The 18,563-nt window shown below is 58.2% G+C and carries 11 protein-coding genes; 5 read left to right on the top strand and 6 right to left on the bottom strand.

What is annotated here, in order from left to right:
* Positions 1-286 precede the first annotated feature (286 nt).
* On the top strand, positions 287-1,030 hold the full coding sequence (locus K227x_RS21965; RefSeq protein WP_145172943.1) for a hypothetical protein: 744 nt from the start codon (positions 287-289) through the stop codon (positions 1,028-1,030).
* Positions 1,031-1,099: 69 nt separating this feature from the next.
* On the opposite strand, the gene K227x_RS21960 is transcribed toward K227x_RS21965, so the two are convergent.
* The 4 genes from K227x_RS21960 to thrS all read right to left on the bottom strand — a co-directional run bounded on the left by K227x_RS21960 (position 1,100) and on the right by thrS (position 8,652).
* Entirely contained in the window at positions 1,100-2,017 is a 918-nt protein-coding gene (locus K227x_RS21960) for an EF-hand domain-containing protein (protein ID WP_145172941.1), read from the bottom strand.
* Positions 2,018-2,212: 195 nt separating this feature from the next.
* The gene (zwf, locus tag K227x_RS21955) at positions 2,213-3,664 is read right to left on the bottom strand and encodes a glucose-6-phosphate dehydrogenase (RefSeq protein ID WP_145172939.1); all 1,452 of its coding nucleotides are present in this window, start codon (positions 3,662-3,664) and stop codon (positions 2,213-2,215) included.
* A 248-nt stretch (positions 3,665-3,912) separates the two neighbouring features.
* Positions 3,913-6,345, bottom strand: coding sequence for a hypothetical protein (locus tag K227x_RS21950; RefSeq protein ID WP_145172937.1), 2,433 nt, complete (start codon positions 6,343-6,345; stop codon positions 3,913-3,915).
* Between the two features lie 123 nt (positions 6,346-6,468).
* Positions 6,469-8,652, bottom strand: a complete 2,184-nt coding sequence (thrS, locus tag K227x_RS21945) for a threonine--tRNA ligase (RefSeq protein ID WP_145172935.1) — start codon at positions 8,650-8,652, stop codon at positions 6,469-6,471.
* A 412-nt stretch (positions 8,653-9,064) separates the two neighbouring features.
* Between thrS and K227x_RS21940 the strand changes: the two genes are divergently transcribed.
* The 4 genes from K227x_RS21940 (at position 9,065) to moaA (ending at position 16,048) form a co-directional block, all read left to right on the top strand.
* Positions 9,065-9,802, top strand: a complete 738-nt coding sequence (locus K227x_RS21940) for a CerR family C-terminal domain-containing protein (protein WP_145172933.1) — start codon at positions 9,065-9,067, stop codon at positions 9,800-9,802.
* Entirely contained in the window at positions 9,799-11,649 is a 1,851-nt protein-coding gene (locus K227x_RS21935; RefSeq protein WP_145172931.1) for an HlyD family secretion protein, read from the top strand. Before K227x_RS21940 ends, K227x_RS21935 begins: the two co-directional genes overlap by 4 nt.
* On the top strand, positions 11,649-14,888 hold the full coding sequence (locus K227x_RS21930) for an efflux RND transporter permease subunit (RefSeq protein ID WP_145172929.1): 3,240 nt from the start codon (positions 11,649-11,651) through the stop codon (positions 14,886-14,888). The genes K227x_RS21935 and K227x_RS21930 overlap by 1 nt, the downstream gene beginning before the upstream one ends.
* A 140-nt stretch (positions 14,889-15,028) precedes the next feature.
* Complete coding sequence (moaA, locus tag K227x_RS21925; protein ID WP_145172927.1) at positions 15,029-16,048, top strand: GTP 3',8-cyclase MoaA; 1,020 nt, start codon at positions 15,029-15,031, stop codon at positions 16,046-16,048.
* A 131-nt stretch (positions 16,049-16,179) separates the two neighbouring features.
* Here moaA and crtI read toward each other — a convergent pair whose 3' ends face one another.
* Positions 16,180-17,697 (bottom strand): phytoene desaturase family protein, encoded by a 1,518-nt coding sequence (gene crtI / locus K227x_RS21920; protein WP_145178273.1) that lies wholly within the window; start codon positions 17,695-17,697, stop codon positions 16,180-16,182.
* A 99-nt stretch (positions 17,698-17,796) separates the two neighbouring features.
* Positions 17,797-18,498, bottom strand: a complete 702-nt coding sequence (locus tag K227x_RS21915) for a hypothetical protein (RefSeq protein WP_145172925.1) — start codon at positions 18,496-18,498, stop codon at positions 17,797-17,799.
* Positions 18,499-18,563 lie beyond the last annotated feature (65 nt).

Raw genomic sequence — 18,563 nt, 5'->3', positions numbered from 1 at the left:
CGGCGTCGCCTTCCCGGCCGCCCCGCTGTTGAGCGACACCACGTTCTCCGGTCATAATTCGCCCGCTGGCGGCCCGGCAGCCGGAGGGTTGGATCTGGGCAACCTGTCGGTTTTACCCCGTATGATTGGGGCTGGCTAGGAATTCAGCGGGAAACCCTAGGCCGACGGAGGTTCTTCCCACGATGCGGCGCGTCTATACTGAAACCGAGACAAAACGTTGCGGGGGCGATGGGCACGAGGCGTGGCCGAGTGTCTTCCCGGGCGAACCTGTACGAGTGAGGACTGAATGAGCGGATACGGCGCACTTAGCGACGACTATTACCTGAACATGAATCTTTCGACCGAGATGGAGCTGCCTCAGGGACGCGAGTCCGTATTGCACTACTTTGAACAGGTGCGACGCCGTTTTCCGAAAATGCAAAACTTCTACTCGCGTGACAAAGGCGAGTATGTCTTGGAGGAAGAGAAGGAAGCCGGCGGTTACCGCTGGACATCCGTCGAAGGCAAACGCGTGAACAGCGGAATCGTGAATCCAGATTCCTTCGACACCGCCGTCGACCAACATCGTACGATTCTGGAACTGGTGCCCTACGATCTTTCGATCAGCCCGCTGGACTGCGAATCGTTGTCCGTGATGGCCGGGTTTGACTTTGCCTATCGCGGCAACCACAACGAGATTTTGGCCGAAGCCGTCGGTGTCGCACCGGGGCTAGAGCGGTTCACGCAGGTCCCCTACGGAAAGCTGCTGTCGCACGAACCTGCGATCCAGTTTGCGTTGGATGAAGAATGCAAGACGCAGTGCCGTGTCAGTTTTGAATCACGCACCAACGCATTTCAGGTTCGAACCGGCGAATTCGGTGAAGAACAGATCAGCGTCTATTTGACGGTACGTCGATACGACAGCCTGGGTGCCGATGAAACCTACGCCAAAGAATTCGAACGACTGGCCGGCCTGTGCCGCGACCTGATCGACGAGTACCTGATCAGCAGCGTGTTGGAGCCACTGCAGCAAGCGATCTCGCTGCGGTAGTCGCGGTCGAGTGTGCCAGCAGTTCGCAGCCGCTTGATCTGGCCAAGCGGCTGGTGAAACGACGGCAAACTATTCAGCCGACTTGTCGCCTGATGGTGCACCTGGGCGACGAGGGCGATCGGATCCCGGGCGTCCGGATCCTTCGCCTGGTCCCCGTCCACCGCGTTCCCGCCGGCGCGTCAGGCCTTCTTCCATTTCATCTTTGGAAATGGAGCCGTCTTTGTCGCTGTCGATCCGTTCCATGCGTGCAGCCAACGGCGCAGGAATTTCGTCACCGCTAAGCTTGCCATCGCCATCTTCGTCGCGGGCCTTGAACATTCGCGACAACAGTTCGCCGCGATCGCCATCGCCACGCGGGCCACGGGCTTCCCCATCGGGACGACCGTCATCGCCGGGGCGACCTTGTCCTTCGGGGCGACCTGGCCGGCCCGGTCCATCGGGGCGTCCTGGTCCATCGGGACGTCCTACCCCATCGGGGCGTCCTGGGCCGCGCGGACGTGTCTCGCGATCGCCTTCGCCTCGCGATTGTCGTCCGTCACGCATGTTGTCGTGGTCACCAGGTTTGCCATGTTCGCGATCCCCATCGCCACCACGGGGGCCACGATCACCATCGCCACCGCGAGGTCCACGATCACCCCGCCCCATCGGTCGACCTTCTGCATCACCGCTTGGTCGACGTGGACGAACTTCTTCGGCCGATAGGGATCCACTTTTGTCGGCGTCCAGTTGAAGCAGGGCCGTCGGTGCATCCTTGATTTCTGATTCCGAAATGCTGCCGTCATGATCAGCGTCTAGGGCTGCAAACAGCGGCATCATCCGCCGCATCATTTCGGGCGATGGCCCGTCGGGACCACCGGGGCCTCCAGGACCACCGCGTCCAAAATCGGGCCGACCACGGTCACGACGACCTTCGGGAGGCTGAGCCACCGCAGTGGATAGAGTGAGCGCAAAGACGGATGCTGCTAGCGTGATGCGTGAAAGAACCATGGAAAATTTCTCCCGAAATCAGCGAAGTTAGACAAGCATGCAAAAACTGCACACTCTTAGAACCCCGCCATCCCGGTCAAAGTTTCGCTAGAACGATTCGCTGTAGGCTGAAACACGTTTTCAACAGGGATCCCCGAAAGTCTTGACGACTTCCGCTACGAAACATGTCCCGAGCAAGCGTGTCCGCACGAATCCCTACTTCAGCACCGGGCAAACGTCAAACCATTCACGTTTCTGATCTTCCATCCACTGCGTCGATTCGGTGGGGCCCCACAATCCGGTTTCGTAACTGTGCAGCGGCGGAGCCGCCGGGCTTCGCCAAGCCGAGATGATTGGATCGATGATTCCCCACGCCAGTTCGACTTCATCGCTGCGCGCGAACAGGCTGGCGTCACCCTGAATCGCGTCCATCAGCAAACGTTGATACGCATCGGGTAACTCGCCGCCGCTGGCCTGGTTGAAACTGAAATCCAACGTGCTGGTCCGCGTCTTCATTTCGGAATCGGGCACCTTCGTTTCAAAGTGCAATTGGATTCCTTCGGCCGGCTGGACCTGCATCACCAATCGATTGCCGACCGGGGCACGCGTCTTGCCGCCAAACAGCATATGAGGAACGTTCTTGAATTGAATCACGATTTGGGTCGTGCGACAGGACATTCCCTTTCCGCTTCGCAAGAAGAACGGCACGTCCTTCCAACGCCAATTGTCGCAGTACAATTTCAGCACCGCGAACGTTTCGGTGGGACTGTTGGCGGGCACGCCCTCTTCCTTCAGGTAGCCATCGTATTGGCCGCGCACGGTATTGGATGCAAAGTCACCGCCCGTCATCTTGCGGATGCTATGCAGCACCTTCACCTTTTCGTCACGCACCAGCGCCGAGTCGTATCGTGCCGGTGGCTCCATCGCCGTGATCATCATCAATTGCAGTAGATGGTTCTGGAACATATCACGCAGGATGCCCGACGTGTCGTAGTAACCCGCACGCCGACCGATCTCGACTTCTTCCGCCACCGTGATCTGGACATGGTCAACGTAATTGCGATTCCAGATCGGTTCAAAGATGGAATTCGCGAAACGCAACGCGAAGATGTTCTGTACGGTTTCTTTGCCTAGGTAGTGATCGATGCGATAGATCTGGTCTTCCCGAAAGACACCGTGGATCGAATGGTTCAACGCTTGCGCGGTCGCCAAGTCGGTGCCGAACGGTTTTTCGATGATGACGCGGCGATAGCCATTGGTGTCGTCCGCTAAGCCAGCCTTGCCAAGCTGCTGGATCGCTTCTTCGTACAACTGTGGCATCGTCGAAAGGTAATAGACACGGCCAGCGGAGTTGTCGCTTTCGATCGAATCAAGGAACGTGGCCAGCGATGTGAAATCGGCTGGCGTTTTGATATCGCCGGGGTGATAGAAAATGTTCTCGCTGAACGCTGCCCAAGTTTCGGCATCAAAAAACTTGCCCACGAACTTCTCGGTGCTCGTTCGCAGCGATTCTCGCCACTGCTGGTGTTCGAACTGGCTGCGCGACACGCCCACGATTCGGGAGGATTCAGGCAGTCGGTTTTTGGCGAACATCCGATACAGAGCCGGAACCAACTTGCGGCTGGTCAGGTCGCCCGAAGCCCCAAAGATTACGATCGTATGAGCCATTGCTGCGTTTCCCTGTTGGTAAGTGCGTGTATCGCATGTGGTGCGCAAATCGTGCACCACAGCTTACGAAAGCAGGCGACCAGGGGCGAGGGGAAGCGAATGGACGGACCGGTCGCCAGGCCACAGGATGGGCCTGCGGCGTCCCCGAGTGGTTGTGGCCGAACCGGATGAGGCTACGTCGTGGAGGCCCTTTTGGCTTGCCCGATGTGACCTACCCAAGGCGGTTGGGGCCGCCCGCAGGCCGGTGATCAGGGCCAGCGAATATCGCCTTTTCGCAGACGAACCATCCATTTCTTGATGTTGGGAGCACGTCGGACTGCGTTGTCCTGTTCGGCACGGAAGTACAAAGTGGTGCCGGTAATCTTATGAAGATTCTCTAACGCCAAAACTCGCACCGCCATGGCCTCGGAATCCAGGGCGTTGACCAAGGCTTCGTCGCCACCCTCTTCGAGTTGCTGTTTGGAGTACCCGGTCAAAAGACGGAAGATAGACTTGGCGTTGGCTGCGTCCATTTTTACGATCGATCTTTCCAGGTTCGACGCGGACTCGGCACTTCGGTCCACGATCGACTGCAATTCAACAAAGTGTTCGGGCCAATACGCCCGCTGCTTGGTTTCGCTAAGGATCCCGTCACTGCCAAAATACACATCCCCCTGCCCCATGTGCAGCAAAGCCTGTGCGGCCAATGCCGCCACTTCACTGCGCCGGAACAATGTCGCTTCGCGGAGCGACATTTCCAAGGGCTGGTCGCCACTGATCAATTCAATCAGCCCTTCGCGTGCCCCGGCCTGCAACGATGTCGCGGTGGGGTCGGGTGGGTTGATCCAAGCCGGTGGCGTATCGGTGGACGAAATCATGGGCGCGGCGGTACCCCGTTTGACCCATTGCTGGTCGGTTGTCAGCGTTTCAACACCGCCGGCGTTTCCGACGACCGCCTCGCCTGGCACCGGGTCGTATTCCAGATTGACGGATCCTTGGACGACCAAAACCCCTGCGAGTTCAACGCGGTTGTCCGGGGCCAGTGGATCCGCGCCCGGGCTGCGGAAATACTTGATGCTGGCCGCCGCGACAGATTCGACATCGTCAAACGACAATGTCACCAACTGGTTCCCTAAAGCCAGGTCCAGCCGGGTGTTCGGCCTTAGTGCCTTGACCAAGATGCGTCCGCTGGTCACTGCCAATGCCGACTCGCCGTCCTGGTCGGCAATCCAAATCGCCTCGGCCGGCCCGACCAGCGTGACCTCGAGGCCTGACACGGATGTCATCGTCGCCCGGAACGTCGGTGCGCAAACGATGGGGAAGCCCGGCATCACGGTCATGCCCTTTTTCAGTCGCAACCACTTCGGTTCATCACCGGGCAGGCTGCGATTGGTGGCCAGCAGCGTACGGTCGCTGGTAATCGTTGCGATCTCCGGTGCATGCGGCTGTGATTCGTCAACGGACGTTGCCGCATCAGGCGCAGCTGCGTCGGCCGTGTCCACCGCCATCTCGGGCGTCATCAGTGATTCGGCGCCCGGAGGATCATCCCCGCTATCGGGAATCGAAACGTCGGTGACCGCCGGTTCATCGGTGGCGATCCCTGCGGGGACCGGAGGTGCCATGTCCATGAAATCGTCTTCGCCGGAATCCGCCGCAGCGATGGATCCCGAGGGCGCCATCCCTTCCGAATCGTCAATCGCTTCGGTCATCGCCACTTCGACTTCTGGCTGGCCGGACAACGGATCGACCTGAACCGAATCGGTGACCACCGCGTTGGGCGGGGGCAGTGCTTCGACTGCGTCCGTTGTCACTGCCAAATCCTGTCCGTCCAAGGCAACCATCGGCGGAACCTGTTCGGCAGGCACCTCGATGTCTTCGGTGACTGTGATCTGGTCGTCGTTCAACGCTACCGTTTTGTCTTGGTTTAGAAGCGGTGCGAAAATCCGTGACAGTGCGAACAGCAGCACACCGGCCAAGGCCAGCGATACCAACCATGTTGTGATCCGCGAAGTTCGGATGTTGCCTCCGTAGATTGCCGTGTCACGAACGTTGCGAGGTTTGGCGCCGGCCATGGCAGGTTGCCCCACCACCATGCCATCGGCGTTGATCACCCCGGATTCGCGTAACCGAGTCGGTGCGTCGGATACTCCCGAATCGGCGGGGCCGACCGGCGCGACAGGGCCGCCGGGATGAGCAAGCGGAGTGACCGGTGGCGCATCCTGGGTGATGTCCTCGGCAAACGGGGCAACCACGGGGGGAGCATCGTCGAGGGTCAGCGAGGAAAATCGATTGCTGGTCGCTGCAATCCGCTGGATCTCTTGCTCGGGAAGTTCATAGATCCGGTCCCGGAGCTCGGGAGGAACCTCGGCCGGTTGCCCCAAAACCATCGTCAGAATTTGATGGCACGCTGCCGCTTCGGCCAACCGAGCGTCCGATTCCAAGCATGCGCGTTCAATTTCGGCGACCTGTTCGCCCGGCAAGGTGCTGTCGAGGTATTCGCCAATCGCGTTGGCGTCTTCATTGGGGCCAACGGCGTCGGGCCGCAGCGCAGGCAGATCGGGATTCACCAATCCCGACCGTAGACGTTGGACCAACTTGGTCGCAAAGCTGCTTTCCACCACCTTCGCCTTCAGGATTTCGGCATCCTGTGGTTCCAGGGTGTTGTCCAGGTAGGCAAGCAGCGTACGGAGGGTCAAACGCATCGAATTTCTCGCGGCAAATGCAGGTCCAGGCGGTCTCTACCCCTAGTAGTGACCGCCCGGTCCAATCTCCGTGCAAGAAAGCCGTCGAAGTTTCGAAGTTTTTCCAGACTTCGCAGCCAAGGCCTATTGGTACGACACCGCTTCGCCTTGCTTGACCGCTTGCCGAACGGTGCGTTGCTCGATTTCCTTGGTCAGACGGGCAACCGCCTCGGCCACCGGCATCGACCCCAGGTCCCCCTCGATCCGATCTCGCAGGGCGACGTGACCGGCTTCCGCTTCTTTGGGACCGACCACTGCCATGTAGTTGACCAAGTCCAATTGAGCGGTGCGGATTTTGGCCTGAACTTTGCCACCGCTGGAATCCACGGTCACCTTCAAGCCAGCGTCCGTCAATTGCTCGGCTACTTTGACCGCGTATTCGATGGACTTGTCCGACAGCGGCAAAACGCGAACCTGTTCCGGCGACAACCACATCGGGAACGCGCCGGCGAAGTGTTCAATCAACATCCCGGTGAACCGTTCCAGCGATCCGAACGGAGCGCGGTGAATCATGACCGGACGATGCGTTGCGTTGTCCGAACCGTTGTATTCCAGTTTGAACCGCTCGGGCAGGTTGTAGTCCAATTGGACCGTGCCCAACTGCCACGACCGACCGATGCAGTCACGCACCATGAAGTCCGCCTTCGGACCATAGAAGGCTGCTTCGCCAGCTTCTTCGTTGAAGTCCAGTCCGGATTGTTCCAGCACGCCTCGCAGGGCCCCTTCGGCATTGTCCCACTGGTCTTCGGTACCAACGTACTTGTCGCTGTCCGGATCCCGCAGCGACAGCTGGACACGGTAGTCGTCCAATCCCACGGACTTCAAAACGAACTTGGTCAGTTCGATCGTAGCCCGAAACTCCTGTTCGACCTGATCGGCGGTACAGAAAATATGGGCGTCGTCTTGGGTCAATCCACGGACGCGAAGCATGCCGTTCAATTCGCCGGTTTGCTCGTGACGATAGACGGTTCCGAATTCAAACAATCGCAGCGGCAGTTGACGATAGGAACGTGGTTGAGCCTTGAACATGTAACAGTGATGCGGACAGTTCATCGGCTTCAACAGGTACCGTTCGTTGACCGTTTGCCAGTCGTGCAGGACTTCTCGTCTTGCTTCGACCGATGCCGATGGCTTGTAACGTTTCAGTTCGACCCCGAACACTTCGGCGGCCGCCATCAACTTGTCCTCGTCGTCACTTGAAAGCGAACCCTCGCCTAGCTTTTCGCTCCATGCATCCAGCAATCCGCCGACTTCGCTGCCATACAAAGGCGCAAACTGGCTATCGCGATAGTACGGAAAGTGGCCGCTGGTTTCGTACATTTCGACGCGACCGATGTGCGGGCTGTACACCGGATCGTAACCGCGCGAAAGCAGTTCTTTGCGAAGGAAGTCTTCCAATGCCACTCGCACGCGTGCGCCCTTGGGCAACCACAGGCACAGCCCCTGGCCGACTTCGGCATTGATCGAAAACAGTCCGTGTTGTTTGCCCAACACGCGGTGGTCACGCCGCTTGGCCTCTTCGATTTGTTCCAGGTACGCCGCCAGTTCTTTCTTGTCAAAGAACGCGGTGCCGTAGAGGCGTTGGAGTTGCCGACCCGAGGTATCGCCTTTCCAGTGCGAACCGGCGACGCTCATCATTTTGATCGCTTTGATCTTGCCCGCGTCGGGGATGTGCGGACCGCGACACAGGTCAACAAATTCACCCTGTCGATAAAAACTGACACTCGATTGATCCGACAACCCGGTGTCGATGTGTTCGACCTTTAGATCCTGATCCAGGTCGTCCAACAATTTGCGAGCTTCGTCGCGGGTCAGCGAGAACCGTTCGAAGGGTTCTTTGGCCTTGATGATCTTCTTGATTTCGGCTTCGATCTTTGGGAAGTCTTCTTCGCTAATCGTTTCCGGCAAATCAAAGTCGTAGTAAAACCCGCCTTCGGTGGTGGGGCCAAACGCAAGCGATACGCCTTTGTACAAACGCATCACCGCACGGGCCATCACGTGGGCCGCCGAGTGACGCAGGACGTCCAAAGCTTCGCTGTCGCGAGTGGTCAAAAGTTTCAGCGACAGCGGTGCATCGCCGGCGGCCAATTCGCCCAGCGGTCGGCCTGCATCGACAATTTTTCCGTCAATCTCGGCCGCCATCACGCTGCGGGCGAGTCCATCGCTGATGCCGCGGGCGACGTCCATCGGCGTGGTTTCAGCCGGATGGGTGGCCAGGGATCCGTCGGGCAGTTGAATTTGGACGTTGGGGGCGGACTCAGTGCTCATCGTGGCTCACGGTGAAAAAAGGGAATTGCGGTCCTGGCATACCAACGGCCAGCACCGTCACATGTCGCAAAGTTAGCGGCGTCGCAAGGATGATCGGCAAACGCCGAAAGCGTCAATCCCGACTTGCGGTGCGGCGCCCCAAACATACCGACAAGTCGGGCTGGAAAACGGTTCGTCCCACCACCGCGTTTGGCGATCAGACGTCCAGCCCGCAGTTGCCCGGGGCTCGGCGAATGCCCCGCCTAATTCGTTCTGACCCGCCTATGGGGGTGGTTTCGTGAGGAAGTGCCGTCCGTATCGAGGCCGCAAAACGCCCGACCGATACGAAACGACACAAATTCTTCGCTTGACAATCTAGGTAATTCAAACGATCGTTTTAAACATCTGTTTGAATCTTGTCTGAGAGTCCGTTTTGAACCAACCCGTATCCACGACCGAGCTAGATACCCGAGCGCGGCTTTTGGACGCAGCCGGCCCCGTTTTTGCCGCTCGCGGGTTCGATCGGGCAACCGTTCGTGAAATTTGTGCGTCGGCGGGCGTCAATATTGCATCGGTGGGATACCATTTTGGCGACAAAATGGGGCTCTATCGCGAGTTGATCCTGCAGATTCGCGAGGAGCGCGAGCGGGAATTCCCGACCCCCGTCGATACCGATGTCGAACCGACCGTGATGTTGGACCGGATCATTCGCACGATCATGTCGCGGATTTTGACGGTGTCGCCGAGTGGTTGGGAGTCTCAACTTTTCATGCGAGAGATGCAGAATCCGACGCCCGTTTTCCAGGACATCGTTCGCGATTACTTTCAGCCCATCTATGTTCGTCTGAAGATGACCTTGGTTGCGTTGATCCGGGAAAACTGGCAGTCGGGGCAATCCGCGGCGTCTAGCCCGTCAAGCGATCCCCCGCAAACAAACACCGATCCAGGACTGTCCCTGCCGGTGGCCGACCACGTTGTGGAACAGCTGACGTTGTCGGTCATTGGTCAGTGCATTTACTACAAAGTCGGGGCCGAAACGATCGAAATTTTGATCCCCGAGCAGAGCCGCCAGCAACATTTTGACATCGACACGATCTGCCGACACATCACCGCGGTCACCTTGGCCGCTGTTAGCAGTGATGACGTGACACGCCCTCGAAAACAATCATGAACGATATCCCTTCTTCATCCGATGCGAAATCGCCCGCGGTGGGGTCGACTGCGCTGCCGTCGGACCCGCTATCGGCCGCCGCTGTCGTCCCGCACCCGTCGAAACCGTCTGGATCGAAAACGTCCGGATCGAAAACGACATTCGGCAGCAGCCTGATGTTCAACGTGGTGATTCCGATCGCAATTTTGATCGGTGCTGGGTTGACGGTGGTCATGTTCGGGACTGTCCAGCCGGCCCAACGGCCGTCGCTGGACACCACGCGCGTCGGACGGCTGAAGGCATTGCCACCGGTCCGAGTGGAACGCCTTCGTTCGCTGGACGAAACCGGCGTTCCGCTTCGACTGCAAGTCGACGGAACGGTGGTCCCGTTTCGCGAAGCCAAGGTTGCCGCAGAGGTAGCGGGACGCGTCGTTTTTAAATCGGATCGCTGCGAAGCCGGGTCTTACGTCAGGACTGGCGAAGTGCTGATGCGAATCGATCCGGTCGATTACGAACTGGAAGTCGATCGATTGACCCGGATGCAAGAGCAGGACTATCAGTCGCTGCGCGAACTGGACCAAGAGATGGCCAATACGAAACGAATGATCGATGTCGCCAAGCAGGATGTCGACCTGCAGCGAAAAGAGGTCGAACGCCAAAAGGCGATGCCGGCTGGGTTCGCGTCTCGCGCCGAAGTCGATCAAGCCAACCGTGCGTTGCTGGCTGCGACGCAGCAATTGGTGGGCTACGAGAATCAGTTGGATCTGTTGAAACAACGTCGCATCCGTTTGGAAGCGACCGAGCGATTGGCAGCCACTCAGTTGAAGGTCGCAGAAGTCAACTTGGCACGCACCGAGATTCGTGCACCGATCGACGGTGTCATCGTTGCCGAAGAAGCCGATCTGAACACCTTCGTAGCACGCGGCGCTACCTTGGTTGTGATCGACGATACGTCGAAAGTGGATGTCGCAAGCAGCCTGCGGATGGACCAACTCTATTGGGTGCTGAATCAGCGAGAAACGTCGGTCGATCCGGCTTCACGCAGCTATGACCTACCGGAAACACCGGCGGTGATCGAATACGTGATGTCAGGACGTGACAACGTTGTGTACCGATGGAACGGCAAACTGCTGTCGTACGACGGGATTGGTTTGGACCCGGTGACCCGAACGGTGCCTGTGCGGGTGGTCGTTGATGATCCCACACAGATGTTCGATGCCGAGGGAAACCCTGTGGCGCGTTCCGGCGCCCCCGCACTGGTGCGCGGGATGTATGTGCGAGTGAAACTGATGATCCAACCGAAGTCATCCTTGGTCGTGATCCCGGCCAGAGCACTGCAGCCGGGCAATCGGATCTTTCAATTTTTGCCGGACGAATCGGTCCTGCTGGAAAGCAATGCTGACGGCAAACCATCGGCAACGCCCGTCGTAGCGACGGGCAAAAAACCGAACCCATCGGATGATCCGAGGGCGGCCGATGCGGATGAATCATCCGATCCATCTGCGTCGTCCGATGTCGTCATCGAAGACGGCTTTGATCCCACCCAGTGGATGCCCGGCAAAGTGATGGTGCGTGGCAGTGTCGTTCCCGTTGATTCGCTGGCGGTCGATCTGCCGGACGGTGCTGCATCGGACCAGGCAACCACTTCGTTATTTGAAGGTGCCAACCGGATGTGGGTTTGCGAAGTGCAAGACAGAGAACTGGGAGGCGCGTTTGTCGTGGTTTCACCGCTAGGCGGAATCGACGAGGGATCGCTGCCGGTTCGGGCTGATCGATCGGGACTCGAAGGATTGCCCAAAACCGATCTGCCGCAACCATCTTCCCCCACCCAGCCGTCCGCGACCCAGAACGATAGCGAGGGTGCGTGATGAGACGAGTTGTAGCTTGGGCGATCACGAATGCCCCCGGGATGAACGTGTTGATGCTGGCCTTGTTGCTGGTAGGTGGCATATCACTATGGAACATGCGACGCGAGGTATTTCCTGCGTTCGAACTTGAAATCGTCATGGTGACGGTGCCGTATCCGGGGGCCACCCCACAGGATACTGAAGAGGCGATCTGTCAGAAGATCGAAGAAGCGATCCGATCGATCGATGGGATCAAGAAGGTGACTTCGATCGCTAGCGAAGGCAGCGGATTCGTGCTGGCCGAACTGCGGGCAGATGTCGAAGACGTGCAAAAGGTGATGGCTGAGATCGACCGCGAAGTCGACCGCATTCCTAGCTTTCCGTTGTTGGCCGAAGATCCACTGATCCAACAGATCACGTTCCGCGAAGCGGCGATCCGCGTGGGCGTGGTCGGCCCCAAGGATCGATCACGCAAGGCGGAATTGAAGCTGCGCGAAGTCGCCGAACGCGTCCGTGACGAAGTGCTGACCCTGCCTTCGGTTTCATCCGCATCGGTGATGGGGGCTAGGCCCTACCAGATCGACGTGGAGATCCCCGAAGCAACACTGCGCAGTTACGGTTTGTCGTTGGACGCAGTGGCCCGCACGATTCGTGCTCGTAACGTCGAACTTCCCGGCGGGAACCTGAAGTCCGAAGGTCAAGAGATCCTGTTGCGAGCCAAGAACAAGGGCCGGATCGGGGAAGAGATTGGGCGACTGCCGATCGTGACTCAGCCCGGCGGCGTTGTCTTGACGGTCAACGATTTGGGGACGGTCCGTGACGAATTTCAAGACATCACATCGGTGGGCGAAATCAATGGCGAACCTGCCATGGTCGTCAACGTGGAACGCACCAAGCAGGAAGACCTGCTGAAGATGGTGGACGCGGTTCGCGAGTATGTCGCAGGCGCTGAATTGCCCGAGGGATACCGCTTCGAGGTCTGGGGCGACAGCAGTACGGAAGTCCGCGGTCGTTTGAATCTGTTGTTGCGAAACGGTGCTCAGGGACTGCTGCTGGTGTTCCTGGTGCTGACCCTGTTCCTGGAAATGCGGCTGGCGTTTTGGGTGGCACTCGGCATCCCGATTTCGATCCTGGGTGCTGGCGTGGCGCTTTCGTACGGTGATCAAACGTTGAACATGTTAAGTCTGTTTTCGTTCTTGGTCGCTCTTGGCATCGTTGTCGACGACGCGATCGTGATTGGTGAAAACATCTACGCGCACATTCAGATGGGCAAACCGCTTCGCGAAGCGTCCATCGACGGAACCTTGGAAGTGATGGGCAGTGTTGCGGCATCCGTGTCCACCACCGTGATCGCCTTTTCGCCGATGTTCTTTGTGTCCGGGGTGATGGGCAAATTCATGGCTGTGATCCCGTTTGCGGTGATCGCCATGTTGGTCATTTCGCTGTGGGAAAGCGTTTTTGTACTGCCGACCCACCTGGCGCACAAACACACCGGGTTCTTTCGATTGTTGTCGGTGTTGACCTATCCGATCCGGCCACTAGGCATCCTGTTGAATTGGTTCAGCAAGCGAGCCGGTTGGGGCATGGACATGGTTTCGGGGCGTTTGTATCTGCCCACGCTAAAGTTCTCGCTGCGACACCCGTTGGTGCCCATCGCATTCGCACTGGGGATGTTCGTGTTCACGTTCGGGATGATTCGCGGCGGCGTGGTCCCATCGATCTTGTTTCCCAAAACAGACAACAACAACCTGCAAGCGACGATCGCGTTTCCCGACGGTACTCCCGCATCGGAAACCGACAACGCAACGCGGCGAATGGAAGAGGCGCTGCGGCGTGTCAGCCAGCGGATCGGAAAAACACGCGCCGACCAGTTGGGCGTGACTCCCGAATCCATATTTCAGTCCGAAGAAAGCGTCGGCCAAGGTCCGGTACGGCTGACCTACCGAGACGTTGGAACGATCACCAACACCCAGAATGCAGCGGGTGGAGGCGGCAGCGGATCGCACGTGGGGCAGATCTTTGCCGAGCTGTTTGATACGGAAATCCGGGAAACCCATAGCGACGAATTGATCGCGATGTGGCGAGCCGAAGCGGGTGAATTTCCCGGGTCCGAACGAATCACTTTTGGAACCGTCGGCGTGGGCCCAGGCGGCAAAGCGATTGAATTCAAATTGCTGGCAGCCGGCCGAAATATCGACCAGTTGCTTGCCGCTACCGAATTGGTCAAGGCGCGCCTTGGAAACTTTGCTGGCGTCTATGACATCGCCGATGACAACACGCCGGGCAAATGGGAGTTTCAGTTTCGCGTCAAAGACAGCGCGTTGGCCACGGGGGTGACTCCCACCGACCTGGGTGAAACCGTTCGCAACGTTTACTTCGGCGCCGAAGTGATGCGGCTGCAGCGTGGCCGTCACGAAGTCAAATTGATGGTTCGTTATCCGGAAGACGAACGACGCAGTTTGGTCGATTTCCGCGAAATTCGGATCCAGACCCCCGACGGCAGCCAGCGACCCATTACGGAACTTGCCGAGGTCAATCTGAGTCGAGGGTTCTCGGAGATCAACCGCGTCGACCAGATGCGAAGCATCACGGTATCGGCCGACCTGGACGAAACCAAAGCCAACGCGAATCTGATCATCGCCGATTTACAGACTGCATTTGTTCCGCAAATGAAAGAGCAGTTCCCAGGCGTCTCGGTACGCTGGGAAGGGCAACGAGAACAGAGCAACGAATCGGTCAGCAGTTTGATGACCGGTTTTGGGATCGCAGTGTTGGCGATGTTCGTGTTGCTGGTGATCCAGTTCCGCAGCTATATCCAACCGTTGCTAATTCTGGCCATCGTGCCTTTCGGGATGATCGGTGCGGTTTGGGGGCACGCGGTTCTAGGTTTGCCGCTGACGTTGTTCAGCATGTTCGGCCTGGTCGCGCTTGCGGGCGTCGTGGTGAATGATTCGATCGTCTTGATCGACTTCATCAATTCCCGTGTACGTGATGGTGTTCCGATCCGCGAAGCCTTGCTGGAATCGGGGCAACGACGTTTTCGACCGATCATGTTGACCAGCCTGACGACGATCGCCGGGCTATTGCCGCTGTTGACCGAGCGATCGTTCCAAGCCCAACTGTTGATTCCGATGGCGGCCAGCTTGGCGTTCGGGTTGATGGTGGCCACGGGGCTCGTGCTGATTCTGGTTCCCGTGTTCTACCTGATCTATCTGAACATCATCGAATTCCTTGGGTTCAGCCTGGTCGAAGAGGACTGATAGGATCGCTGGGGTCGTCCGTGCGAGTCTGCTATCGGTGGCTTTCGCACGCAGGACGTGTGCCGGATCGCTTGCCTTTCGTGCCGAGACGCACGGCGGCTTCCAAAGCGAAGCCTATTTTCGTGTAAGATGCGCAGGACATGACCCACTCGATCCCAACGCCACCGTCGGTTCGCCCGTTGACTGACCGGTTTGGACGCGTCCATGACAGCGTCCGAATCAGTGTCACTGATCGATGCAATATTCGTTGCTTTTACTGCATGCCAGAGTTCGGTGCGCAGTTCGTTGACAAAGATCGATTGCTGACGTTCGAAGAAATTCATCGCTTAGCGTCGTTGTTGGTCACCCAAGCGGGCGTTCGAGACATTCGGATCACTGGCGGCGAACCATTGGTGCGTCGAGATCTGCCAAAATTGATCGCGATGTTGGCCGGTATCGATGGTCTGGAAGACATCTCGCTGACCAGCAATGGCATCCTGATGGCAGACCAGGCGGCTGATTTACGTGCCGCCGGTCTACGACGTGTCAACATTTCGCTAGATACCTTGGACGTCGATGTCTTCCGAAAGATCACTCGCCGTGACGGTCTGGACAAGACCATCGCGGGGATCGATGCGGCCATCACGGCCGGATTCGACTCGGTCAAACTGAACGCATTGGCGATCGCCGGTGTGACGGAGACCGAGGTCGAGCGACTGATTCGGTTTGCGATCGATCGCGGAGTCACGCTGCGTTTTATCGAATTCATGCCGCTGGATGCTGACCGGTCATGGACCGCCGAACGCGTGCTTTCAGGCGACGAATTGATTGCGATCATCCGCGATTCCTTTGGCGACGTCGAACCGATCCCGCGTGATCACCCATCCCAGCCTGCCGAAGAATTCGTCGTTCGTGGTGGCCGTGTCGGGATCATTCGCAGTGTGACGCATCCGTTTTGCGGGGACTGCAATCGGATCCGCATCACCGCGGATGGTGGTATCCGCAACTGTCTGTTTGCGTCGACCGAAACTGCGATTCGAGATCGCATGCGCAGTGGTGCCAGCGAAGACGAACTGTTGCAAACGGTACGACAGTGTGTGATGGAGAAAGCCGCAGCACACGGGATCGACGAAGCGGGATTCCGACCGCCCGATCGGCCAATGTATTCCATCGGCGGCTAACGTTTTTCAATCACAAAAGCCACGGCAGGCTGTAGCCGATCGGATACCAATTCGAATTGTGATCCAGCGGCGCTTCGCCAGAAGTCCTTTTCCAGCAGGGGACGCCGGCGAATCCCACTTCGAATCGGATGCTAGGCCGAAGCGGCTTGGTCAATGAAGTCGGTTGAAAGCCCCAGGTCCCGCAACAGCAGACGGCTGGAAATCCGGCTTGATTCGTAGATGACCGGCAAACCACTGCCCGGATGGGTACCGCCACCAACCAGATAGACACCGTCGAGTTCTTCGAACCGGTTGTGGGGACGACGGTGAAGCATCTGGCCTAGGTTGTGCGCCAGGTTGAACGTCGCACCCTGATAGACCGCGTAATCGGACTGCCAATCATCGGGAGTGATGCGGTGTTCGAAGCGGATTCGATCGCGGATGTCGCCCAAGCCGATCGCGGCCATCTTGTCCAACGTCAACTCGCGAAACCGATCCGACTGGGTCGACCAATCCACGTTCGCCGTCTGGTGCGTCACGGGCACCAGGACGTACATCGCGCTGTGACCGGCCGGGGCCAATGACAAGTCGGTCACCGATGGGTTCTGGATGTAAAAAGACGGGTCGTCGCTCAGCACGTGATCGATTTCGATCTCTCGCAAATTCTTTGTGTAGTCCTTTGCGATATGGATGCTGTGATGCGGAAGATCTTCGTACAGGCCTTCTAGCCCCAGGTACAGCATGAACGTGCTGCACGAATACTTCTTTTGGGCAAGCTTCTCGTTGCTCCACCGTTTGCGTGACGAGTTTGGGATCGTCTTGCTCATCCAGTCGGCGAAGTCCGCGTTGATCACGAACGCGTCTGCGGTGTAACGATCTTGTTCGGTGTGCAGGGCGGTCAAGCGCCGGCCTTCCAATTCGACGGATGTTACCGGTTCGTTCAGGCGGATTTTGACGCCCATCGATTCGGCAATTTCGCCCATCCGCTGGCTGACTCGGCTGCACCCACCGGCCGGATGCCAAACGCCGTATTCATATTCCAAAAACGAAAGGATGCTGAACAAGCTGGGGCATTGGAACGGTGACATTCCCAAGTACTTGGCCTGAAAGGCAAATGCGATCACCAATCGCGGGTCGGAAAAGTAACGTTCCAGTTCGGTGCCCAGTGATCGCATGGGGTGCAGATGGCGGGCGGCCGAGATCATGGACGGACGCAAGAGGTCCGCGGCCGAGTTGAACGGCGACTCGAGGATCGGGCGAAACTTTTCCAGCTTCTTACGATTGTCGTTCATGTACCGTGCCAGCGCCCCGACGTCGGCGGGGGCAAACTTGGCGATCTGGCGGTCCATCGCATCCAAGTCGGGCGTGCAATCCAGGCTTCCGCCTTCGGCAAAGGTCAATCGATACTGCGGGTCCAATCGCTGCATCGGCACTTCATCGGTCAGGTCTTTGCCGACCGACTGAAAGATTTCCGACAACACGCGCGGGTACAAAAAGAATGTCGGCCCACAATCGAATCGAAAGCCGTCGGCTTCGATGGCTGACGTACGGCCCCCCACTCGGTCGCGGCGTTCTAGCACCGTGACGTCACAACCGGCGTGCGACAACTGCATTGCCGCGGCCAGACCGCCCGGGCCAGCGCCCACCACAACGACTTTGCGTGCAGACAAAATGATTCCTTCGGCGGCGGCAAGCGATGACAGTTCACTGCAAAAGCAGAACGGCGTCACTGTAGCGCATTGACCAGGGGAAGTAAGCCCTACGCGCCGTTAAAACCCACCATCGATGGTGCCCGATTGAATCTGGTCGCGAACAATCGCTCCGATCCGAACGTCCGGAAAAGTTTGATCCGGCACCTTTTCGCGATCAGCCACCAATTTTGCCAGCGTGACCACTTCGCCAATCGACGCCATGTCCAGGGGTTGTTTCAAGCGATGCCCGGACGGCGAACTTGAATCGGCGACATAGACCGGTTTCAGAACGTCTTCGAAATCAAACGATGTTCCATTGCCGTCGGCAACCGATTTGCGGAGCCGCGAAAGCTGTTTGCTGATCTCGGCCGCGTGATCCGGGTCAGCGTTTTTCTGTGCAAACGATTCAATCGCTTGCAGTTCGCCCCATGCGATCACCGGCGTTCGCTGCAGTCGTTGCAGGATGCCAGCGGATTGCCAGTTTTCGAACTTACCGCGTTCCATGCCCTTGGCCAGTTTGCTGACCTGATCCAAAACATCCGCCTTTTCTTCGGGCGACAGCAGGCTTTGTTCAATCTCGGGCAAATAGGCCGCGTTGAGTGTCCTGACCGCAAACTCGGTTCGCTTCTGGAACAGCAGCCAGGTGGTGAACCCGCACATCACAAAACCGATGATGCCAAACAGCACCGTGCCAGCCATGATGGCGGGCAACCAACCGGGGCCTTCATCGCTGTCGGTGACGCCCGGGGAAACGTCAGATACAGGTTGGTCGTCGGACAACGGTCACGGCTCCGGAAATGGAAAAAAGGAAGAACCAGCACGTCGGTCAATCGATCGGCGGCAAG

Origin of the sequence: Rubripirellula lacrimiformis (assembly GCF_007741535.1) — a bacterium.
Lineage (GTDB): Bacteria > Planctomycetota > Planctomycetia > Pirellulales > Pirellulaceae > Rubripirellula > Rubripirellula lacrimiformis.
The sequence above is the reverse complement of the archived record's forward strand: the minus strand, read 5'-3'. Positions and strand labels throughout refer to the sequence as shown.